The 24,089-nt window shown below is 39.4% G+C and carries 17 protein-coding genes; 5 read left to right on the top strand and 12 right to left on the bottom strand.

All coding sequences use genetic code 11. From position 1 onward, the window contains the following. Positions 1-363 precede the first annotated feature (363 nt). Entirely contained in the window at positions 364-6,942 is a 6,579-nt protein-coding gene (locus ASE40_RS20890) for a hypothetical protein (RefSeq protein WP_057119467.1), read from the top strand. 155 nt (positions 6,943-7,097) lie between these two features. Here the strand turns inward: ASE40_RS20890 and ASE40_RS20885 are convergent, their stop codons facing one another. From ASE40_RS20885 to ASE40_RS20850, 9 genes are all read right to left on the bottom strand, one after another. Then, complete coding sequence (locus ASE40_RS20885) at positions 7,098-8,615, bottom strand: hypothetical protein (protein ID WP_057119465.1); 1,518 nt, start codon at positions 8,613-8,615, stop codon at positions 7,098-7,100. A gap of 227 nt (positions 8,616-8,842) precedes the next feature. Beyond that, positions 8,843-11,896, bottom strand: coding sequence for a DNA polymerase III subunit alpha (locus tag ASE40_RS20880; protein ID WP_057119463.1), 3,054 nt, complete (start codon positions 11,894-11,896; stop codon positions 8,843-8,845). 3 nt (positions 11,897-11,899) lie between these two features. Next, entirely contained in the window at positions 11,900-13,081 is a 1,182-nt protein-coding gene (gene dinB, locus ASE40_RS20875) for a DNA polymerase IV (protein ID WP_198530134.1), read from the bottom strand. Between the two features lie 169 nt (positions 13,082-13,250). Next, positions 13,251-13,490: a DUF6965 family protein gene (locus ASE40_RS20870; protein ID WP_057119458.1), complete on the bottom strand. Its 240-nt coding sequence runs from the start codon at positions 13,488-13,490 to the stop codon at positions 13,251-13,253. Between the two features lie 58 nt (positions 13,491-13,548). Next, positions 13,549-14,019 carry a RadC family protein gene (locus ASE40_RS20865; RefSeq protein WP_057119884.1) on the bottom strand — a complete coding sequence of 157 codons (471 nt, stop codon included), beginning with the start codon at positions 14,017-14,019 and terminating at the stop codon, positions 13,549-13,551. A 271-nt stretch (positions 14,020-14,290) separates the two neighbouring features. Beyond that, the gene (locus tag ASE40_RS20860; protein ID WP_057119454.1) at positions 14,291-15,607 is read right to left on the bottom strand and encodes a PcfJ domain-containing protein; all 1,317 of its coding nucleotides are present in this window, start codon (positions 15,605-15,607) and stop codon (positions 14,291-14,293) included. Then, positions 15,604-15,984: a Cas9 inhibitor AcrIIA9 family protein gene (locus ASE40_RS20855; protein WP_057119452.1), complete on the bottom strand. Its 381-nt coding sequence runs from the start codon at positions 15,982-15,984 to the stop codon at positions 15,604-15,606. The genes ASE40_RS20860 and ASE40_RS20855 overlap by 4 nt, the downstream gene beginning before the upstream one ends. Before the next feature lie 26 nt (positions 15,985-16,010). Beyond that, complete coding sequence (locus ASE40_RS21770) at positions 16,011-16,370, bottom strand: hypothetical protein (RefSeq protein ID WP_082586850.1); 360 nt, start codon at positions 16,368-16,370, stop codon at positions 16,011-16,013. A 38-nt stretch (positions 16,371-16,408) separates the two neighbouring features. Further along, the gene (locus ASE40_RS20850) at positions 16,409-16,798 is read right to left on the bottom strand and encodes a single-stranded DNA-binding protein (RefSeq protein WP_057119450.1); all 390 of its coding nucleotides are present in this window, start codon (positions 16,796-16,798) and stop codon (positions 16,409-16,411) included. A gap of 316 nt (positions 16,799-17,114) precedes the next feature. Between ASE40_RS20850 and ASE40_RS20845 the strand changes: the two genes are divergently transcribed. Further along, positions 17,115-17,549: a DUF1810 domain-containing protein gene (locus ASE40_RS20845; RefSeq protein ID WP_057119447.1), complete on the top strand. Its 435-nt coding sequence runs from the start codon at positions 17,115-17,117 to the stop codon at positions 17,547-17,549. Between the two features lie 45 nt (positions 17,550-17,594). Here ASE40_RS20845 and mobC read toward each other — a convergent pair whose 3' ends face one another. From mobC to ASE40_RS20830, 3 genes are read right to left on the bottom strand one after another with little or no spacing between them, the layout of a single operon-like run. After that, positions 17,595-19,583: a conjugal transfer protein MobC gene (gene mobC, locus ASE40_RS20840; RefSeq protein WP_057119446.1), complete on the bottom strand. Its 1,989-nt coding sequence runs from the start codon at positions 19,581-19,583 to the stop codon at positions 17,595-17,597. An 18-nt stretch (positions 19,584-19,601) separates the two neighbouring features. Continuing rightward, positions 19,602-20,852 (bottom strand): relaxase/mobilization nuclease domain-containing protein, encoded by a 1,251-nt coding sequence (locus ASE40_RS20835; RefSeq protein WP_057119443.1) that lies wholly within the window; start codon positions 20,850-20,852, stop codon positions 19,602-19,604. Next, positions 20,837-21,229, bottom strand: coding sequence for a plasmid mobilization protein (locus ASE40_RS20830; protein WP_057119440.1), 393 nt, complete (start codon positions 21,227-21,229; stop codon positions 20,837-20,839). Before ASE40_RS20830 ends, ASE40_RS20835 begins: the two co-directional genes overlap by 16 nt. Before the next feature lie 400 nt (positions 21,230-21,629). Between ASE40_RS20830 and ASE40_RS20825 the strand changes: the two genes are divergently transcribed. The 3 genes from ASE40_RS20825 (at position 21,630) to ASE40_RS20815 (ending at position 24,037) form a co-directional block, all read left to right on the top strand. Further along, the gene (locus ASE40_RS20825; RefSeq protein WP_057119438.1) at positions 21,630-21,920 is read left to right on the top strand and encodes a hypothetical protein; all 291 of its coding nucleotides are present in this window, start codon (positions 21,630-21,632) and stop codon (positions 21,918-21,920) included. A 218-nt stretch (positions 21,921-22,138) separates the two neighbouring features. Further along, positions 22,139-23,656 (top strand): DoxX family protein, encoded by a 1,518-nt coding sequence (locus ASE40_RS20820; protein ID WP_057119435.1) that lies wholly within the window; start codon positions 22,139-22,141, stop codon positions 23,654-23,656. 90 nt (positions 23,657-23,746) lie between these two features. After that, positions 23,747-24,037: a hypothetical protein gene (locus ASE40_RS20815; protein ID WP_128415006.1), complete on the top strand. Its 291-nt coding sequence runs from the start codon at positions 23,747-23,749 to the stop codon at positions 24,035-24,037. Positions 24,038-24,089: the final 52 nt, after the last annotated feature.

Raw genomic sequence — 24,089 nt, 5'->3', positions numbered from 1 at the left:
TAAAAGATGAGCAGTTGATTGCTGTCGAGTTTATAAAGCTTTTTCTTTTGCTGCAGATTAGTTTTGTTTCAATATTCTGAATATATAACAGAATTGGAGAAGAAGCTTTTCTATCTCTTTAGTGAAGTAGTGACAAGTGTGCATTTTGATATAATTTTTATTACTGTCAATAGATTGCAGTATAAATTGTCAGAGGGAATGGATGAAGAGAAATATATATAAATTAGGTACATTTACTTGAAATGTTATTCGTACATTTCTTTATTTTTGTGCTAAAATCAGCTGTACTAAATTCCCTGCATTTTTTTGTGCCTGCCGATTTGCTAAAAAAAAGTAACTACTAAAACACATTAAAAATAAAAGATGGAAGGTTCTTATTCTCAAGCTGGTTTTTATTATCAAAATAACATTGCAGCACTTAAAATTATTGAATGTCTATTTTTAGAGTCAGATATAAGCCAGATAAGACTTGAGAATTATGATAAAGGAAATCATATAGATGATATTATAATATATAGAAAAAATAAAATAGAATATTATCAGATCAAGTGGTCAGAGAATGAGGACAAGGTGTATACTTTGCACAACCTTTTAAGTTCATCTGAAGATGGTGATGGAAAAACAACGAAAAAATCATTATTTAAGCAGTTGGCGGAGGGTTATGTTTCTGCAAAAAAAAATAGCGACAGTTTTTTAATTACTCTTCATACAATAAAAAAAGAGAGTTCTACCAAACGTCCAAGTGCGGGACTGGACTTTGGATTAACAGAAATAAGAACAAATTTTTTTGATGTGGTAAAGGCATCTAGTCTTCGATATGATAACCTGCCCGCATATCTTACATATCAAAAAACGATTGATATCATAAGAGAGGAGTGCGGATTAGATGAGGATTCTTTTGATGAGTTTATTAAAAATCTGGAGTTTAAGTTTAAACAGGAACCAACAGACCAGATTCAAAATGTAATAAGGATCAAACTTGAGACATTAGGAATTGAACCTGCATTGCTGGAGAAGCTTTTAAATGCAGCAGTAAAGTGGAGTATTTCAGGAGAAGCTATTACGAAAGACCTATTATTGAGAGAGCTTGGGATACTGAATCGTTTTGAAGATAAGTTGTCACATTATTTTAAGATTGTTGAGGATGAGTATTATGTTGCTAACCAAAGTTTATTTGACCAGCTAGAGAAAGCTTTAACAGAATTAGAAGGAGGATATATTTATATAGAGGGATTACCTGGTGTTGGGAAATCAACTGCATTAACAAAATTTAAAGAATCAAATGCGGATGTATCGCTTGCATATTACTGCTTTATTCCAGATTCAAAGAATAATTTTGGAGAGTTGAGGCATCAGTCACATTATTTTTTAAAATCGCTTTGTATCTCATTAGAAAAGAACTTTCCTGAAGTTGATTTACCAAGCAGATATTCAGATAAATATGAAGAGAAATTTAATCTGTATCTGGAGAAAATAAGCGGGCTTAAAAAGAAAGCAATAATTATAGTAGACGGTCTTGATCATGTGCATAGAGGTACGGTTGCAGGAGATAAATCACTTCTAAGTACGATTACAGGAGATTTACCTGAAAATATATTTATCATTTTAAGCTCGCAGTATGATTCTGTTTTAGCACCTTCTGTTAAAGTTCAAATATCAGCAGATTCGAGAAGACATATAAAAGTGAATCCTTTCACCCAACGAGAGATTAAGATTTACATGAAAAATAAAAGTATTTCTATTGATGAACATATAAATCTTTTAGAAAAGGTTTCGGGTGGAATTCCAATTTATCTCCATTATCTGTCCGAATTACTTCTCAATACTCCCCGAAACCAGTACGAGCAGACTTTGAAGGATGTGCCTGCGCTTTCGGATGGTGAGATTAATACTTATCATGAGTACCTTTATCAGCGGATTGAAAATAATAGTGTTGGCAGATGGATTTTGGCGGTATTGGCTTATAGGAAGGAAAATACCTCGCTTGAAACAATCAAAGAGATCCTCAAGCTTGCGGGAGAGGAAAGGAATATTACTGAAATTGAAGCGGTAGTTAAGGATTTTAAGCATCTTCTAAGGCAGATTGAGGGACGATCCTATACAATTTTTCATAACAGTTTTCGTGAATTCATTATTTCAAAGACTCAGGATCTTAAAGACAACTTTAATAAAGTTTTAGCGGTATATTATCAATCCAATCCTTATACTGATGATGCCTACAGGAATTATTTTTCACATTTATATGAAATAGGAGACTTTGATAAAATATTGGAAAGCACTAACTTGGAATGGTACAAGTCTGCGTGGGCGAATTCTAGGTCGTTGGATGAGATTGAAGCTAATTTCGATATTTCGATAAAAGCAGCTATTGAGAAAGGTTCTATCTCTGAATTTATTAGAATTATATTTTTAAAAACACAGTTTGACCGTGCCAAATGGAATTTAGATAATTCGGATGTCAGTTTTCCAATTTTCCTTTTGGAGGCCGGACAGACTGGGAACAGTTTACGAACAATCTGGGATGGTGATTTTCTCTCATGCAGTAAAGAATTTTTCTATTTTTACTTGGGAAAGTACTATAAAAAAACTGGTGACCTGTTGCCAAGAAATATATTAAAACAGGGGCTGAACAAATCATTTGTAGAGCATAATGTTGATACTTACACCAGTGAATTTAAAGCAGAGGCACTATTATACGCCGATATTGATGCGCTTTTTAAGGAAATTGAAGAGATTAAATGGCTGGATTCAGATGAAAATAATAGAAGTTTCAGAAAGAAGAATACTTCCGAGGAGGAAAATACAAGAATTAATGAGAGAATAAAAATCAAGGTAATTGATTATCTGGTAGAATTCAAAAAGCTGGATAAGTTATTCCAGCTTTCCAAAACTCTTGCTAAAACTGACCATGTATCCAATAGAATTTACGCTGGCATATTTAAATTATTACTGCCTGTTAGCTCTGAAAGAAAAGCGGCCATAGACGCTGTTCGTAAGATTGATTTCGCAGTTCTTTCCACGAAAATTTATTTTAAGCTTATTTCTTTCAGCAGTGATTACTTAACCGATGATGAAATTAAAAGCGTTTTTCCAATGCAGGTAGAGGAACCTGAACTCCACAGCAAAATTGTGGTGCAGGAGAGGATGGATTTTATCTTACGAAAAGATGTAGTAAGCCTTTATGATGATTTGAAGGCAATTTGGATTTTTAAACCCGAATTAATTGAAGCGCTTCTTGAAAAATCTTATCTATTGTACGGTCCATCAGGAGATATTTATGATTCCATTTTTGCACTTTCCACTATATGGTATCATGATAGGTCAGGCACTGTAGTGGAGGAAAACATTCTGGAAGACTTTCAGGAATGTGTGGATGCTTTATGTGCAAAGAAAGCTGAGTACGTGCAGGAAAGATCCTCTGGATTATTTGATATGGATACTGACAGTTCCTATATATCCCGTGATATTAAGTATTTATTTAAAAATCTTTTTCGATTAGCGGTGAAACTGCTTTCCAGAAATGAACTGGAAGAATTAACAAAATATTGGATGTCAATTGATCAAAGCGGAAACTTCAGCCATTACTCGACCGGTCTGACTATTGCCTGTGAAATATTTGACAGCAAGCAGGAAGATATTTCTCAATTAGTGAAAAAGATTATTTTACATTCGGAGAAGATTGCCAGAGAAGAGCAGGACACAGGAACATTAACGAAAAATCTTGCTGAAGTTTCGCAGGCGTATGGTTACTGTGGTTTTAAAGAAGATTTTAAAAGGGTATACGATCAAATTATTGAAATTTCATTTGGTCTTGGATATCGTAAGGATTATCAGGCTTCAAACATTGTAAAGCCTCTGAAATTTATGCACTTGCAAGATCCGGACGGTACATTAAAAAGACTTGCTGAGGTTTTTTATATTCAAGATAAATTGGGAGAAACCGGTAATGGAAGAATGCTTCACATCTGCCTTAGCGAGTTGATTGCATTTACATCCAAAAGATATCCAGCTCTCAGCTTTACACTTTTGCAAATGGAGGAGCCAAATATTGCCCGAGGAGAAGCCATGAGCAGAATATTTGAACCACTGATTAATGAGAGTTCTGAAAATGATCTGGCTCTCTATCTTGCAGTAGTAAAGACAATAATACGAATAAAAGATACTGGAAGTTCGAATGTATATTTTGTCCATCTGGCAAAAAAAATACTGCTTAGAGCTATACATTTTAATAATAACGACGTTATTGAAAACGTCTTAGATCTTATTAAATATAATCTTGAAGTTGAGCTTAAAGACGAAAAGGAGTTGATTAAATTTTCGAAGTTTTTAGCGGATAACGGCCTTGATCCCGACCTATATTCATTCCCTACAATTACGATTCCTGCTGTGATACCAAAAGAGGAACTTTTAAAAGAGCAAAGCAAAGATGAAAAATACAAGTTTGTCAGACACTTTGAAAAGTTACCAATTGAGCAGGTTGTTGCGTTGTATAATTCTGATAATAAAGGTTTTAATCAATATATTGTTTCTGCACATGACATACTTACGTATAACAAGAGAAATCAGATTTTGCGGAAGGAACTCAAATCATTGGGAGATTTATTTAATGGTTTTTCTCAAGAACTGAATGATGCTGACAAATTAATTTTCGATGATGAAAAGGAAAAAATTGCAAAAAGACTGGTCCTGCTCAAAAGCACGTTAAATAATTTGGATTCTACGACTCACATCAGTCTGCATGAAATAAAACGACTGTTTTATGATCTAGTTGACACGATTGATAATTTGTTTACAGAGAAATTGCTTTCAATTTACATAGAAGAAAAGCTGGAAATAAATCCCTGGCTTGAAAGAATTGGGGAGGAACTAAATTCAAAGTATGTGGTTTTATTCGATCAGATTCTGGATGATAAAGAGGTAATGAACCTAGTTGACCAATGTTCTACAGCCGATCTAAATGATCTTTCGGATTTTATTGATAAGTGGTGTAAGGGCAGAAAAAGATCAATAGCGTTACTAAAAATAGCCAATAGATTAACGGTCATTAATTCATCTAGGGCAAAGGAAATTGTTTTGTCTGTATCTAATTTTGAATATGACAGTATTTTGTTTCAAAATGACGATGATCCCGAAAAGCTTGATTTTGATATTTTTGAATCTGTTTTAAAAATGGATTGGGCATTCGGGAAAAAGTTTCTGCTGGAAAGTTATATTTCGCAGAATGGCCGCTATTCACCGGATTTGACAAACTCGGTTGGCAAGCTTATAAAATATCATTCATATTTTGACGATCAGGCTGTGCAAACATACTATGAATCCAATCTTTTATATAACAAGGAATTAGCAGCCGGTCTTCCGGAAAAACTTTCAAAGTATGGATTTATGGCAGCATATAAAGAAGACTTAAGTTTTTCGGAAATCGTTATAAAACACATAGTATGGCTGTTTAATTATCCAGTTATTAAAGTTAGAGAACTTGCTTTGCAATCGATGCTGGATCTAGTTATGCAAGACAGCACCTATCTGAGCTTATTTGTAAAATTTGGAATTGAAATGGGTAATGATAATGAAATTGAATATAGTTTAGTGGTATTGCAGGCACTTGCTTTGAAAAAGCCAGCAATACTAGCTCCTTTCAAGTTACAGCTGTTAACCCTGCTGAAAAAGGAGCATTTCAATATTTTGGAAGAATGCAGATTGCTGCTGACATTGGTAAATGATTCTGAAAAGGTGTTCTTAACTCCACGTGAATTATCAAGGCTTAAATCGGTTAATGAAATTTCGAAAATGCAAAAGCTGAATTCTAAATTGCCTGGCTGGTTATCTAAAAGTTTTTTATGGTTATGTGGATTTTTTGAAAAGAATACCGAACCAGATGTTGAGCTCAAAGGAAATGTATTTATTTACACCCCACTTCAAAATCGCTTAATTAGGGAAATAAGTTTAAATCAGAAACAGGGATTTTCAATTCAAGATCTTCTTCGAAAGGATATTTCGGCAAAAAAACTTCTGGATTATGACAGAGAACAGGAAAGTAATGTTCACAGAAAGTATAATATAAATACCAATTTTGATGCAATTGAAATTCATTCGGCTTATTACAATGAGCTAAAAAGCAGTATTAATAGAGCTTTTTGGGCCGGGATAAATGCAGGAAGTTTTGATTCCATTTTTACAGATAGAATAAAAACTCTTTTCAGAGTATATGATCCTTCAAAACTTTTATATAGGGAAATTTCAAAACCGGATTATATAAACTGGATTCCAGAGAATATTTCTAAAGGAGATTTTACAAGATATACTGATTTTGAAACGTTGGTAAGCCAGCTGGTTGCACGTGAGGAAGATTACATTACTTTAGCTGAATTCGGGAGCCAGAGAGTTAACAGATATAAAATACTGCATGGCACCTGCTACTTTGAAGTAACTGCATTTCTAAAAAATAAAGAAGGGAAATTAAAGAAATTATCAAAAAATCCTTATTTGGAGTTAGAAAACCAATATGCACATGAAATCCCATCACATAATTATAACAGCTCTTTTTACAATGAAAAAGATATTTCTGCTTTAATTCACTTATCGCATAACAATTTTAGAGGTGAACCGGATTTGGTAAATGCTAATTTACTTTCAGATGTATTTGTAAAATTTGGAATAGAAGAAAGGAGTTTTTTGAAGATAATTAGTAAAGAGGACCATTTTCCTTTGCAGGCATGTAGATGGAATAGTGCAAGTACATCCGGCACTGACAGAAGAAGGTATAAGCCGGAATCAAATGGTTTTAATTTAAAAATAAAGAAGGATGTTTTGGTTGATTATCTTAATACTAATAACATGAAGCTTTGTTATCATATCAAACTAGAAAGATCCAGCAACGAATATATTGCTGAAAACAAAATGACTTGGTTCGACTTTGATCGTATTGTAGAAATAGATTTGTAGCTTATGGCTTGATCTAAGTTACAGTTGTTTGTTGAATTTTCTTGGCAATTGTGGCAAGATCATTAAAACGGAAGTACTGTGTAATAGTGTAACTTAGAGGCGTACGTACCATCATTATTATTAACCATAAAAATAATAAGCAATTTGAAAATGCTCTAATTCCTGACGTGTTTTCTAAAAGAGCGAACAATTTCAAAGATGCCAATACTGATAAAAATTCTTCCAAGAAAATCGAAAAATGCACTCCAGTAGCCAGGTGCACTTAGTTCCGACATGAAATCTATCCTGTGCAAGGGATTGATGAATTGTGGAAAGTAAGAAATGAAAATTTTAAGGTAATACCCACAACCACTAAGGGATAAATCAGCGGTAATTTCCTTTAGGCTTGCAATGAATAAAATAAAAAATAATAATGTAATTAGAATTGTAGCAAAGCATGCCCTAAGCCAGTCTGTTCCATGATTGCTGTAAAGTCTTGAAATACTTATTGATATGAGGGACCCGATATGATTCTTTTTCGATGCTGACTCATATTTCAAATGTCTGTATAAATAGTACTGCGAAATCCGGTAATACTCGATTTTATCTTTGGTATTGTTTTGTTTGACTGCAGAGGAATAGAGATCATTATAAACATTGTAATAATTAAGATAATTATCTGAAACGCCGATATCAGGGATGTTTGAATTTATAAGTTTCACTCCAGAAAGATCGGAATTTAATAACTCCAATTTGTATTGCTCAAAAAGAATGTTTTTTAATTCCAGAACGCCAGCCGATGAATTACTGATTGAGAATTTTAGAGCCTTCTGTTCTTTGTATAAAAGGAAATCCGTGAAATAGTTTTTTTCTATAAAATCTTTAAAGTAAATAATAGGAAAATAGCCCATTAAGAGTTCAAGAGTACTGTGTTTTGACGAAATTTCATTAATAAACTGAATTTCTTTTTGATGGGCTTCCTTTGATTCTTTAAAGATCTCCATATACTTTTTCAATGGAGGGTCTAGGAAGCCTTTTATTCCGGATGGTTTCAAATGGGTGAAATAAATTTTACCGTCATTGTTGAGGTTTTCAAGTTCGATTCTTTCATTGATAACCTGGTTGAAATTCAATCTCGAGTAAACATTATAATATCCGTTGATATGAATGCTGTTTATTATTGCTTTATCTGCCAGAAGGGTTACTCCTGAGGTAGACTGCACAGCCAGAAATTCTATTAGAAGAAATTTTCCAATGATAGAAAACTGAGTTTTTTCATTTATTGGTATAATGTCAATAATCCGGATTATTCCTCCTTCAATATTTATCCCGTTCTGGGATTCTGTATTATGAAAATGTAAAGTTTCAATTCTGCAGTTTCTAATATATATTTTTTGCTGAAAATGACAGCTGTGCAGCCTTAAGCTGGGAGTTTTTATATAGGTTATGTCAAAATCCTTAGTAAAAGTGCAGTTATTGAATTCTATCGCGGCAATTGAAGCATTATTGATAAATACTTCGTCAAACTCACAGTTAGAAAATGTCACTGGTTCATTAATTTTATCAATGTCAATCACTAGTCTGCCTTCAATTTTTTTGCCAGATATCAGTTTAGTTCTGTAGGCGGTCTGTTCATTAATCAGATTTGTATTTTCTAATAATCTTATAATATTAAAAGCTTGTAGGTTTGCCACTAATTTAAATTTTTAAGGTCTGCCGGATGATTTCGTAAACATTTATTGTAAAGATAGTATTTTATAGTTCAATATAGGAGGCATATTGTTCCTTATGGAATTTGTATTTCATGCTAATAATAATGAGCACTGCACTGTAATGCAGAAAATAGGACAGCCACTGCGGAAAATACTGAAGGTGGTATATTTTACAGTTGATTTATTATTAGGTATTTACATAAAAAAAATCATAATTTCATTCTGTGGCGCGGCAGATTGATTTCATGCTCCTGCGGATAAGGCTGGCGGTGTGTGCTGCTGACATCCTGCTTGATATTGTGCTGGGTGGTATACCTCTTGTCGGAGTCCGAATATCTGGGATCAGGAATGAAAGGCATTTTCGCCATTCTGGAAATGGTGATGGTCGGGAAATGATAGTCAATTTCCACGGTTCCCAAAAGCAGGTAGCAGCCGCCTCCCTGAAAAGGATTATTTATGAGGCTGTCAGGAAAATGCGCCGTATCAAAATACGCTCCTTCATGGTCGATCCATGTCCCGAAATACATATTGCCCCTTTTGGTGGGCACCTGCTTGGTAGAGATCAGGTAAGCCAGCATGCGTACCTGCTTTTTATGATATTTTAGGAGGTCGCGTACCATCACATCCCCGCGGTGTCTGGTCTGCAGCAGATCAAATACAGTGCAGGAAATGGGAAAGTTCAAAAGCTCTATTTCATCAAAGGCATCTTCAAATACCGAGCGCTCCAGAACCGGAAGGTTGAACTCTTTTGCGGGCTGCTCAATGAGCATAAGCCCGCGGTTTTCTGGCTTGAAATTATTCATCAGAAGGCTTACCTGAACCAGCAGCTGATTTTTGGTTTTTCCCGTAAAGCGGAAAGCGCCTATAAAGATGAGGACCTTTACATTCTCAATGCCCATCGGCACCCTGTTTATGAAATCCTCCAGTGACTTATAAACGCCGTTTCTTTCGCGTTCAAAAGCGATGAACTGCGAAAGTTTGGAATCCAGGCCCTGCAGGTGCATAAAGCCCAGATAAATATCGCTGCCGTATACAGCAGTTTCATATGCGCTTTTATTCACGCAGGGAGTATGGATAACAGCGCCGGCCATTCTGGCTTCGTGCACATAGATTTCAGTTCTGTAAAACCCTCCCTGATTATTGATCACAGCTACCATGAATTCAACAGGGTAGTGCACTTTCAGATAAAGGCTCTGGTAGCTTTCAACGGCGTAAGATGCAGAGTGCGCCTTGCAGAAGGAATAGCCTGCAAAGGATTCGATTTGGCGGTAGATTTCCTGGCTCAGCGCTTCGGGATGCCCTTTTGCGGCGGCTGAAATAAAGAAGTCGTCCTTCACTTTCTGCAAAGCGGCTTTTGAGCGTCCTTTACCCGACATGGCACGTCTTAAGATATCTCCGTCTGCGGCAGAAAGCCCTCCGTAATGCAGGGCAATTTTGATCACGTCTTCCTGATAAACCATAATGCCGTAGGTTTCTCCAAGCTCCTTTTCGAAAACGGGATGAAAATATTCAAATTTTGACGGGTTGTTATGTCGGAAGATGTATTCCTTCATCATTCCCGACTGCGCCACACCCGGACGGATAATCGAAGAGGCGGCGACAAGTGTCTTGTAATTATCACATTTCAGGCGTCGCAATAGGCCGCGCATCGCCGGGCTTTCAATGTAAAAGCATCCTATTGTCCTGCCCTCGGCAAGATACACGTTTGCGGACTGTTCGTTTTTTGAGATTCTTGTGTCGCGGATATTGATCCGAATGCCTCTGTTCTGCTCAATTATTTTCACGGTATCATCAATATGTCCGATTCCTCTCTGGCTGAGTATGTCAAATTTATCAAAACCGATATCTTCAGCTGTATGCATATCAAAGAGCACTATCGGAAATCCTTTCGGAGGCATTTCCAGCGGGGTGTAATTGGTCAGCGGCTCTTCCGATATCAGAATTCCGCAGGAGTGCATGCTTCGCATGTTGGGGTATTTCTCGAGCATCATGCCGTATTCCTGCACAAGTTTCACAATGGAATTCGGCTCATGGAATTTCATGGGATTTTTGGCCAGCAGGTCAAGTTCGTCTTTCGGCAGTCCGAAAACCTTGCCGACCTCTCGGAAAATAGAGCGGTATTTAAATTCCACATTGGTGCCGCAGAAAGCCACATTCTCATAACCGTAGCGGTCAAAGATGTATTTCAGGATCACATCACGCTCTTTCCAAGACCAGTCAATATCGAAATCGGGTGGGCTTTTACGGTTCTCATTCAGAAACCGCTCAAAATACAGGTCAAGTTCCAAAGGGCAGATGTCTGTTATTCCCAGACAGTAGGCAATAATGCTGTTGGCGCCCGAGCCTCTTCCGATATGGAGAAAACCGCGGCTGCTGCTGTAGCGTATGATATCCCAGGTAATGAGAAAATAACCGCTGAATTCAAGGTCATTGATGACTTTGAGCTCTTTCTCCACACGCGCTTTCGCTTCGGTATTATGGCGTCCGTACCGCCATACCAGACCTTCTTCGGCCAGCGTGGTTAAAAGGGCAATGTCTCCTTTTTTATTTTTGGTATAATGTTTTTTGTTTTTCGGACTCTCGAAATCATACTTAAAATTACAGTGCTCGATGATGTACCGGGTATTCTGGATGATCTCGGGATAATCTTTATAGAGTCCGATAAGTTCAGCTTCGGGAATCATGATATCCGATTTTCGGCAGCAGTCATCGGGCCCGAGTTTGGAGAGAAGCTCATTGAGGTCAACGGCGCGAAGGATCCTATGCAGGTTGTATTCCCTTTTGGTTCGGAATACCACTGGCCGAAGAATAACCATTTTGGAGATCTTCTTTTTAAGTTCAGGCATAAAAAGCTTTCCGAGCTGGTCAGGCTCAATGCCTATAAATTCATTTTCGCCGAGCTGGTCAGGCGCATTTTCCAGACCATAAATAAAATAAACCGATTCCAAAGCCGGCGCCTTTTCAGGAAGCGGAGCACCGCTGAAATTATGATCGGTCAGAAAGCGGTTCATCCGGGCAAGCCCTGCTGCATTTTTAGCAAGCCCGATATAGCGAAATTTATGCCTGCAGCGGAATTCTATCCCAACAAGCGGTTTTATGCCTTGAGCCTGGCAGCCTTTTATAAAATCATAAATCCCTGTTACGGTATTGATATCGGTCAAAGCTGCTGCCGTGGCACCGCAATCCGCTGCCTGTTTTATCAGATCATCCAGCGGAATAGTGCCGTAGCGCAGGGAATGAAAAGAGTGGCAGTTGAGAAACATGATTTATTTTTTGCGTTTTAAAATTTCGTCTTTATTGTTAGGTTTGAAAGATGCGCCGGCGCATCTCATAACGGCATCAAAGCCGTAACGGGTCTTCATTCTGTCCATGGCCTGATAGAGGGAAAGCATTTCTTCGGTATCATTGAAAAGGTCGATCTGGTAGGTGCCCCTGACAAGGCCGCTGAAGCGGACTCCGATAAGACGCAGCCTCATACGGCGCTGGTAGAGTTTGGTAAAGAGATCCGTTACGGTCTGGGTCAGAAGATGATCGGCCGAGGTGTACTGGACTCTGGACTGCTTGGTTTCGGTATCAAAATTGGCGTACCTTATTTTGACAGTCACCGTTGAGGTGAGCCACTGCTCGGCGCGCAGCTGATAAGCCAGTTTCTCCACCATGCCCTGAAGGATCCTGTTTAATTTTAATACATCAATGGTGTCCTGGGAGAAGGTATGTTCGGTTGAAATTGATTTTCTTTCCGTGTAAGGCTCTACAGGGGCGTTGTCAATCCCATTTGCTTTTTTCCAGAGTTCGTTGCCGTTTTTGCCGATCATCTGCTGCAGGGATTCGGCAGGCATTTCAGAGAGTGTGCGGATGGTGCGGATGCCGATGCGGGAAAGAAGCTCGAAGGTTTTCTGGCCTACCATCGGAATTTTTCTAATGGAGAGCGGATTCAAAAAGGACTGCACCAGATGCTCGGGAATTTCAAGGTTCTGTTTCTGCTTGCCCTCGCCGGTTCCGATTTTCGAAACGGTTTTGTTCACAGAAAGCGCAAAGGTGAGGGGAAGACCAGTTTCTTTGGTAATGCGCTGCGCGAGTTCATCGGTCCATCTGTAGCTGCCGTAGAATTTATCCATGCCTGTGATGTCCAGATAAAATTCGTCAATGCTGGCTTTTTCCACCACGGGCGCTCTTTCCTGAATGATCTCGGTAATGTCATGTGAAAGCCTGGAGTAGAGCTCCATATCTCCTTTCATAATTTTTGCCTGAGGGCAGAGCTTCATGGCCATATGGATCGGCATGGCCGAACGCACGCCGAATTTTCTGGCTTCATAGGAGCACGAAGCCACAACGCCTCTCTCACCGCCTCCAATGATAAGCGGTATGCCGTTAAGTTCAGAATTTGTCAGCCTTTCGCAGGATACGAAAAACGTGTTCATGTCGATGTGTACAATAGCCCGGCTCATAATCTTAATCATTTTATACTCATCAAAATTAGTACAGTTGGTAACAAATTGTAAAAATAAAATGTTCTAAATAATAACAAAGTTTAAAAAGCCTTATTTTTCGGGGCATAAAAAAAGCACCCAAATCGGTGCTTTTTTCCTTTATTAGGAATTTACGGAAGGATCAGAATTATTCTGAAGCTGGTTCCTCATTGATAGGCTGGCCTGCTGTTTTTTTCAGAAGCAGGTAAAAATCTCTTAAATGCCACCATGCCGGACAGCGGTCTATCGGGCCGTTAAAATTTCTGATGGTGGTATAACAGCTGTTGAGGAAAACCTGAGTGTCGGTAATCTTCGCCCATTCGGTCCACACTACTTCCTTCGGCGGCGGATTGTTCTCAAAATGGCGTTTTATTTCTTCATGATTCATAGGGTAAAATTACTTAAAAAACCAGAACAGCGCAAGGCTATGAAAGATGAAAACGCCCTTACAGGGCGCCTTCATCTGCAAAAGAGTAATAGGTCTCGGGTGTCACGATCAGGTGGTCGAGCAGCGGGATATCCAGCAGTTTTCCTGCTTCGCGGATTTTTCGGGTCATATTTCTGTCGGCCTCGGAAGGTGCTGTCTTTCCGGAGGGATGGTTGTGGGTGATAATGATCCCGACGGCGGCAGCTTTCAGGGCTGCCGCGAAAAGCAGGCGCATATCAACCACGGTTCCTGAGATGCCTCCTGAGGAAACCTCATAGATTCCCAGAACCCTGTTGGACTGGCTGAGCAGCAGCACTTTGAACTGCTCAAAGAATTCTATTTTGCCGGGATCCCAGCTGTCAAGCAGCAGTCGGTAAGCATCTCGGGAAGAGCTGATATAAGGCCTGTCGGCACTTTTTACTTTGGTTTTATAGATCAGTTCGATTTCTGATACTTTCTGCCAGTCTGTGTTTTGATACTGATTTTTCATAATTGCTGCAGTTTTAAGTTTAATTACAGCACCGCTGCGCGGGCAGGGACGAGCGAACGCAGAAAGCAACGCAATAAAGCAGGAGCGCAGCCCTGCATTTATGGGGGAATTTTTTGCGGAGAACCGAAGAACGTGCCCGAACTTTGTGGTGAAATTGGCTTAACATTCCACAATAGCCCCTAAGCCGGGACTGCCCCGTGCACCTTAAAGTGTCTGCGCGCGCAAAAAAAATACCGCAGTGTAAAATCTGCGGTATCAATAGTAAAATGGGTTAAGCGGGAGCAGTCTGCTTTTTGTGCTTTTTCAACCGCCCGGCAATCTCAGGCAGGTTTTTATTTATAATCCTAAGAATCCTGCTATGATATTTAGTGGCTTTATTGCGAAGTCCCCTGCACTGTATAATTTCCATTCTCGAAAGGGAGACTTCAATGGTTTCTACAGGTTTGTTTTCAATCTGCGCCGAGAGTATCAAGGAATCTTTCTTTTTATAATACTCATTGGTAAATATACAGTGGTGGAGCGTGTCGCCCTCTTCGAGAAAATCCTGCACACGGTCAAGGACTTTTATGGTAAGGTCATTATCGGTAAAAGAAAGTCCGAAGAACTGTTTTTTATCATTTTCATAAATCGGCTCTGCTTTCTGTATTTCTGCACGCAGCTGCGCAAGATGCTTTCTGCGCTGTATGTCCCTTTTTTTGGCAACAAGCCTGTCATGCGCCTGGTCTAAATTTTCAGGGCAGACAAGCGCAGGAGAGCTGAGGTCATTTTTAAACCATCGGAGCAGGGCAATATAATCCTCCCAAATTTTGATGTCCTGAATCTGATAACGCTGTTTAAGGAAGGTTTTTACTGCCTGCCAGTTTTCACGCAGATGCTGTTCATGCGAAGTCAGATAATGCTTGAGCAGAGAGGTCTGCGAACTTTTTAAAAGGGTTTCTGCAACGGTGTCTTTTAAAAGAGCAGTAAAGAGTATCTGCGGAGCAATGCCGTGCACGGAAGTCTTAAAACCGTTTCTTTTCAAAAGCGAAATCACTTTCATGTGCGGATATACCTTGTAGGGATTGATGCGGTATTTTGGCGAGTTCTGAAAATCCTTTGGACGGATTTCCAAAGGGGAATAGTACTGCCATGCATCATAGGCATTGGAAAAAACATTGGTGCTTCTTGAGATGGTGCGCACTTCCCCTTTTGGATTTATCCAATGCTGCATGACTTCCGTGTGGGAATAGGCAGGAAGAACATTTTTTTTCATGTTTTTATGAGAGCAGATGATCCGAACCACCTGATACCCAGAGCAGGTATCGGTGAGAGCGCAGTATTCGATTTCTTTGAAATGCACCTGATTGTGCTGATGCATTTTAAGTCTGCCCTGACAGGCGGTGCAGTTAATATAATTTTTGCAGGACTGACTTTCGCGGTCGGGCTTCCACGAATGGGTGCATTCCAGACAATGGAATTTTCCCCTTGAGAGCACCGCCCATTTCAGGAAAATGTTTTTTTCCGCCCACTGATGCACGTGCACATTAATAGGCGTCAGGGAAACGCTTAATGTGGTGATTTCTTTTTCTATAGCTGTTTTTGGTATCATAAGTCAAAGAGTGTTAGGGTTTTCTGTACAGGCTTCACGGATTGTACTGCCACTGTTTTTTGAACTGTGCTTTGAGATACTGCGGGGGCAGTCGAGAACAAATCAGGTTTGGCAGTGGGGCTTACTGCGACTCTGCATTGAACAGGGACAGGCGTTCCAATTGTGTCGTCTGTGTAGTACTTCACAGCCATGTCAAAGATTTCCTGATTGTCAAAGGCGCATTCCCCTGTTTTTTTGACCTCGCCGAAAATGTAATGGAAACAGCTTTCAAGGTTTTTGCTCTCTTTTTTATAGTCGGCTGAAAAAACGGCATCGTTCTGTGCTTTTTCGCTCAGGTAGCTTTCTATGGCGGTTTTAAATTTATCTGATGTTTTCATAAGGGAAGATTTAAGATTGAAAAGCGTTATTCAAAACTGTTTCTGTAGATGTCAAAACAGTATTCTTCAAAGCAGAGCCAGCATACAAAGGTGTAATGAGGCAGACGGCGGCGGTTTTTGACAGATTCCCCAAGGGAATCTTCAATTTCATATCGGATATTTTCCAAATCATCCAAGTGTTGGATATAGAATTTTCGGCAGTCCGAGTTGTAGATAAACTCTGAAATCATCCCGCAGATGCATCCGCTTTTCTGCAGGTCTTCGAGGAAAGATTTCAACTGCTCTTTTTTTGTCCCGTCATAGGATTCCATATTGGAAAGGACTATTTTTTTGAATTGGGCGGATACGGGATATTCGATGTAAACTGATTTTTCAAAGGCTTTCATGGCGTATAATTTTTGATGTGAAACGGTATATATTCCAATTAGAAAGGCAGGTCGTCGGGTTCATCTTTTGGCGCATTTTTCTTTTGGACTGCAGGAACAGCTGAAGCGTTTTCTGTTTTTGGGAACACCAGTATCTTAATATTACTGGTGTGAAAGGTCAGCGAACCGAGCGCTTTGCCCTCGGCATTATTGTAGACATTCAGACCTATGCGCCCGAAGAGTTCGACCACAGTGCCTTTTTTTAGCCACTGCGCCATTTTGGAACCCATCCAATAGGAACAGTCGATGTAGGTTACAATTTTTTTTAGATCAGCGGAGCCTTTTGGTCTGTAGCTGTCGTTTATGGCAATGGAGAAATTTACCACCTCCCTGTCATTTGAAACTTTTGCCGTTACGGCATCTTTTGTAATTCGTCCTGAGATTTCCATGATCTAAAATTTTAAGTGAGTATTTTTTTTGTCTTTTCTCAAGCCCCGCATAAAATTTTTCAAAGAAAAAACGGGAAAAAAGAAAGCACAAAATCAAGCGCTCGATTAAGGATCCGGAGTGCTATAAGTCCCGAAGGGCGGCAGGGCCGTTATGCGCATGCAGGAGCCTGCGGGTGCTATTTTCGCGGCTCTTTTAATCCGTTTTTATTGAAAATTTCCTATTAGTTTTAAAGCAGTCAGCACCCATATTTCAGATGCCTGTTTTGGGATCGGCATTGAAATATTTTGTAATTTCAGGTGACAAAAAAGCAATGCAATGGAAAAGCAATATGATCTGGACCGTTTTTTAGAGGCACAAAGGGAAACGTATAACAACGCACTGCGCGAGATTAGAGAGGGCAGCAAACAGACCCACTGGATGTGGTTTATTTTTCCCCAGCTAAAAGGACTGGGATTCACGGATTATAATATCTTTTACGGCATTGAAAACCTAAAGGAAGCGTCACTGTATCTTAACCATCCGGTATTGGGAAAACGACTGGAGGAAATTACCCAGGCAATGCTTCAAATTAAAAATAAAACAGCATTGGAAATTCTGGGCAGGCCAGATGAAAGAAAACTCAAATCCTGTATGACCCTGTTTGGACTTCTGCCTGAAACGCCTGAATGTTTCAGGCAGGTGCTTGAAAAATATTACAATGGAGAGCAGGACGAAAGGACATTGCAGCTTATAAAAGAATCTGGCAGCTAAAAAACATTTTTTTTCTGCCTCAAGAAAACATCTAAGGATTAAAAGTTATTTTTCTTTTTTGAGAACCAGCGATGAAAGCGCCGGACTTTTAATTATCCTTTCGATTTCGCTGTGGATTATTTCCTGAATCTCAATTTTAATCTGCAGATAATTTTTCTGGACGATAACATTATCAATTGTCCGAATGACCGGAATCTCCTTATAATTATCCGTCTCTTTTTTAATTTTTTCGTGGTCGTTGATGATCTCGCAGTGAAAGGCTTTAAGCTCAATGCGGCAGTCCGGGTTATCGGCTGTCATACCGACAAATTCACCCGAACTCAGCGTAGAAATCTTGGATGGCGGCACTGCGGATTCGAGCTGTCTTGAACGGCTGATGGAGATATCACTGCTGTTGATCGAGAGGCTTTCGCGGTCCTGCATTATCTTTCCGAAACGCTCTGAGAGCTGTTTGGCCGTATCCCCGCTGACCTGTCCTGATACAATATTTCCAACAATGTTGACAATCACGTCAGCCTGCTCGCGGCCGTAGTCCTTACGGAGCTGGCTGAAGTCCTGAATCCCCAGACAGGTGCTCACTCTGTTGCTTCTTGCTGTTGCAATCAGACTGTCTATATTGTTGAGATAGATAGTGGGGAACTCGTCAAAAATAAGGCTGCTTTTGAGTTTTCCCTTCTGGTTTACCTGTTTGATAAGACGGCTGACAAAAAGGGAAAGCACGGCACCATAAGTCTGTATTTTCTGCGGATTGTTTCCCATAGAAACAATTTTCGGATCGGATGGATTATTGATATCAAGACTGAAATCACTACCCGAGAGCACATAATAAAGCTGGGGAGAGGAGAGTTTTGCCAGCGATATTTTAGCCGAAGCGATCTGGCCCTCCAGCTGGTCGACTGCCTCCTGCAGGAACGCACTGACAAAGGGATTGATCAGCACTTCGATTTCTTTTTCGGTTCTCAAAAGCGTGAAAAGGCTCTCGTAATCTGTCTGGATCATTTCAATTACATGCGGCAGGGTACAGAACTCACCATCGTTGTATTTTCTGAGGTACCAGATTACGGCTGTCAGGAAATTTATGGGAGACTCCACAAAGAAATCGCCCTGTTTTTTAATCCACTCGCGGTTGAGTCCCATAAGGATTGTGCGGGCAGATTCCGCGGCATCTGTAATGTCTGTCATTGCCGAAGGATCAAGCGGATTGCATCTGTGAGTGCGGGAGAGGTCATCAAAATTTATGATGTAAAATTTGGGTTCCACTGCATAAAGATGCCGGAATTTAAGCAAGGCATTATAGGCAATTATTGTGAGGTCGTCAAACTTAAAATCATAGATGAACATGGAAAATCCTTTGGCAATGTGCTGGGTGATTATATGGCGGATTACAAAGTATGATTTTCCCGAGCCCGGCGTGCCTGGAACCAGAATACCTCGGAAGGGATTTATGATGTTGATCCAGCTGTTGCGCACTTTGTCTTTGAGGTGATAACGGGCGGGAAGATTAACGGAATATTCGTTTTCAATAAGCCTTTCTTCCTGTGGGAAAGTTTCATTTTCCTTATTGAAAATATCTGCTGGACCCAGTTTTCTGCGGATGATGCGTGACAAAAGCGTACCCCCTGAAAGAATCAGCAGATAGCCTAAAGAACACAAAGAGATATATAATGCTGAGCACAGCTCAGTATCCAAAAAGATTACAAGAGTTAAATAAGATCCAAAGTAAAACATCATCCCCAATGAGATGTAATAAAAAGCAGTTCTAATATGAAGCTTTTCATCTTTTCTTCCTCTGGCACCCATAAGGGAAATAACCAAGAGTCCAAGCGCAAAAAGCTTTGATTTATGGAAGCTGTCCAGAAGCCCCGTACGATGAATATTCTCCAGTATCCTGCAGGCAAAATCCGGAGCGAGATTCCAATGCCTGAATGAATGGAAGCAGTAATAATAAAAATGGATGAGCAGCACTGCGATGCCCATCAGTCTAGTCATATCTAAAATTTTTCTAAGCGCCTGTTCATTTTCTCCCGTCTGCATGCTGTTGATTTTTATGTGTTAATTACTATCTGACTGTCCTTTTCTCCTTCTTTTTTTGCGCTTGTTTTTAAGCTCTCTTGGAACGTAATCTGAAGGCGTTTCGCCGTAAAGCACATCATCAATTATCCGCTGCACTTCAGCTGCGGAAATAAAAGAGCCGTGCTTCTGCGCGGTACCATCAGGAACTGTATACTGCTTCTCAGAATGGAACGAATCGCCCAGACGCTGCAGGAGCCCTTTGGCTGCATATTCAGGTCCGAGACTGCTTCCGTTGAAAACGCATCTGCTGTTGTGGTCTATGTAGGTCATACCGTATATCAGCCCCTGTTCATTTTTTCTGACAACTGCCGTAATACCGTGGTTTGCCAGCCGCGTTTCAAGCTGCGAGAGTGTAATGTTTGGGTATTTTAACAGCAGCAGATCCACCGCATTTCGTGTTCTTTTCATGAATACCGCACGCGCAGTTTTAGCTGCAGCAAAATTAATTTCAAGCCGGGAAAGGGTAGGCTTGGAATAAAAACTGCTTGCCTTTATGGGAACCCCGACGGTCTTTTTATTCTCATCCAGAATGTGGTAGATCAGGCCTTTATTCTGAAACATTTGTGAATTTTCCTTTCCCCTTTCCACCTTCACGTTATACAGGTTCAGTACTGCGTTGAGCTCGCCAAGCGTTGTGTATTTGTAGTGCGGAATAACTGCATTGAGTACACTGCCGATGGCTCTCTTGGAATCCACTGCCCCGTATTTTATTTTTTCCGCATCAATGGCATTAATAAGCGCCGGACTCTGTTTTTTTCTCGAGTCTGCCTGAACCAGATTAAAAGCAGTCTCTAATTCTCTGCGGGCCGTTTCGGACTGGTTTCTTCCAATATTGTGCATGTTGATCCTTGATCCGTCTGCCCTCACATTTATGGCTGCGATATGAAGGTGCGGATGTCCCGCATCGTGGTGCTGGTAGACCAGATACGGCTGTGCGCCAAATCCAATTTTCTCCATATAGGATGAGGCAATCTGCATGAGTTTCTCTTTTGATAAATCCTTGTCCGAACGGTCAAAATTCAGCGAGATGTGCACTGCGCTGCGCTTGACATTTTCATTTAGCTGGAGCTGTTTTAAAAATACGCCGAGCTTAAAAGATTCTGACATTTTTTCAATATCGATGGGATAATTTCCCTCTCCGATGCACACAGCTGCACCCTGAGAAACTTTATTCTCATTATAGATGAGGATGCCTCTTATCGAGTGTCCTGTGTTTATGACTGCAACCATTTTTGGGCGAGATTTTCAATTTGTTTTTTTATTTCTTCAACCAGTGAAAAATATTTATTCCTGTCTGAATCAAAAGCCAGAATCCAAATTCTGAAATCTGAAATTTCAAAAAGTGTGTGGAGTTTTTTAACGCTCTGATTGAAATTATTTCCCATGAAATTCAGCTGTGTGCGAAGCTGGGTAAGTTCTGGCAGTAGCATATCCAGCGACTCGTTTCTATATCTCATTACAATAGGTTTTCTGAGCAGATTTCTGCGCACGAAATCACTTCGTTTGCGGCAGGCCGATGCCTTAAAATTTCTGTCTATCTGCTCGAATTCTTCTTTGGTCAGTCTGATGTGCAGCCACCTGTTTCTGCTGCTGTTTTTTTCTTCCATGATCTTTTCTTTTGCATTGTTCCTGTTTCATTCAATCTTAAAGTTTCACTGCCAGCGAGTTCCGAGCAGAAGGGCAGCAAGATTTTTGGTTGTGATACAACCAGACATCTTGCTGACTGCAAAAAACCGAAGGCCGAAAGCTTGAATAAAACCTCTTTAACCTTTATTTCAAGTTCATTCGTGCCTTTTATGAAGTCCTATTCCATTAAAGATTGCCACTGTCAAGCTGAATCATAAAATCTAAAAAAATGATTTTGAAACTTTACATAGAACAAACTCAAGGCTAAATTAGAAAAGGTGTGCAAGACACGCAATCCTCCCCAAATTTTGAGTAGGGTAATTAGGGATGATCCTCACTAATTTTGCGGTGAGTCAAGTATTAATTTTTAAATTTTGAATTATGATTACAGCTAATGATGTGGCAAGGGTATTTGATACCATCTTAAGTACTCCCGGGATGAATGAGCCTGTGAAAATGGATCTGAAAATTTCACGAAAAAATGTGCTGCTCTTATGCCATCTGATACATGATGGATTGAATCTTAGGGAAGGTTCCTCTATGCTTTTGGAGGGTATAAGCGAGCAGGCGAGAGCAGAGCTAGAGAGTCTTTCGGCGGAGTGCCTGCAGAAAGCGGGACTTATAGAAGTTCATGAAAAACTTGCAGGAATCAGCGCCTCGATAAAAAGCTGATTCGAGATCAAACACTGCAATTTGATGCCTGCATGATTCTTACAAAATGCAGGCATTTTCTTTTTAATGGCGAAAAGATATAAAACTGCCTGATTTTCAAAGTTTTTGGATTGATTTTTAAAGTGTTTATGCGAAATTTCGTATTTACATTTGCAGTGATCATTACTGGTATTGCCAATAAGATAGCAATTAAATACAAACTTTAAAACAGTCAGGATATGAAGATAAGCAACCGAACCAAATATTACATCTCCGAGCCCATCTGCCTGCTATACATACTGCTTTTTGTTTACGCCGCAGCAAGCAAGCTTATGGATTTTGAAAATTTTCAGGTGCAGCTAGGGCAATCTCCTTTGCTAAGTGCTTTTGCCGGAGTAATTTCTTGGGGAGTTATTATAATTGAATTTGGCATAGCGGTATTGCTAATTTTTACATGGAGTAGGTTAGTTGGACTTTATGCAGGATTTTGTCTGATGTGTATGTTCAGTGCATACATTTTTATCATGTTAAATTTCAGTTCATTTGTTCCCTGTTCTTGCGGAGGAATTCTGGAAAAGATGAGTTGGGAAACACATTTGATTTTCAATATTGTTTTTGTATTATTGGCTGCTTTTGCAATTGCTGTTAATCCAATTCAAACTACTCTCTTAAAAAAAATTACAAAACCTGTGCTTCTGTTTTTAATTTTTGCATCAGGCAGTGCGTTTGTGACGGTTTTATTTCTGACCTCAGAAAAGATAATGCATTATCAGAATCCCTTTATAAGACGTTATCCGCATCATCCAGTTTCAATTGAAAACACAATCGATTTAAAATATAATTCGTATTATTTTGCAGGTAAAGGGCAGCGAAGATTGTATCTTGGAAATACTACCATTCCTTTTAGTCTTCTTTCCATAAATGACAAATATGGACAGCAGCACATCAGAATCAAACTCGACAAAAATAGGTTTGATTTCAAATCGGTCAAAATCGCTGTTCGTGCTCCGTTTTTTTATCTCTTAGATGGTAATGTTCCAGTTCTTTTCAGAGGAAGCACAGCAGATTGGAAAGCCTCACAAGTAAATTCTATTCCCCCTTATTTTGAAATTGGATACCCACTTGATAGTAACGCAATTGTATTCAGAGGCAATAGTTCAAAAACGAAAAATAGTGTATTGGGTACATACAGATGGGGTAAGTATACAAATGTAAAAATAGCTCCCGACTTACTTCAGAAACAAATTGATGGAGTATTTGATACAGATGGCATGCTGCATTTCAGTCCGGAAATCAAGAGAATTATTTACCTGTATGCGTACAGAAATGAATATTTGGTTGCGGATGAATATGGCGTACTGCAATATAGAGGTCATACTATCGACACTAATTCGCACGCTAAAATAAAAGTAGCATATTTAAAGGGAAAAAGCGAGCGTACAATGTCTACGCCAGCACTGTCTGTAAACAGAGCCAGCACTGTAAGTGGAAAATTTTTATATGTCAACTCCAATGTTCCCGGCAGATTTGAATCTAAGCAAAAATGGAATTTAGTCTCAGTGATTGATGTCTACGATTTAATAAAAAAATCCTATTTATACAGTTTCACTATTGATAATATAGAAGAAAAAAAACTTCGAGATTTCTATGTAGGTGATGGAAAATTATATGTTCTTATAGACAAAAAACTGGTAGTTTATAAATTCAATGCTGAATTGAATTCTATTATAAAAAAAGGGGAAATTAAAGCAAATTAATGCAATAAAAATATACCAGCGCTGGTGTCAGGAAAAAGATCGAAAACCTGTAGAAAAAAGTAGATCAATTAATTTCTAAAAAACTATATTATGAAAACCGCAATTTCAAGAAGATTGATACCTTTTGCCGTATTTGTATTGGGTATCGCTGGTGCTTTTTCAACTGTTTCAATGCAGAGTGTTAAGGCAGAAATTAGTCCTATCACAGGATATGTTGATAATTTTGATGGTGGAAGTCCCTGTGATCTGCCTATAAGCTGTGATGATGAGGTCACACCAAATGTTTGCCGCCAATTTGATCTAGATGGCCAGCAAGCCATGGCGAAGTTTCCAGGTGAGACAACAACTTGTACTCGTACAGTTTATCGCCCTTTAGATTAAGGTTACTATTTTAAAATGCAATGCAGTTTCCAAAAACTGCATTGCTGTTTAA

It is taken from the genome of Flavobacterium sp. Root935 (assembly GCF_001429295.1).
Lineage (GTDB): Bacteria > Bacteroidota > Bacteroidia > Flavobacteriales > Flavobacteriaceae > Flavobacterium.
Note: the sequence above shows the minus strand (reverse complement) of the source record. Positions and strands in the feature narration are given on the sequence as shown.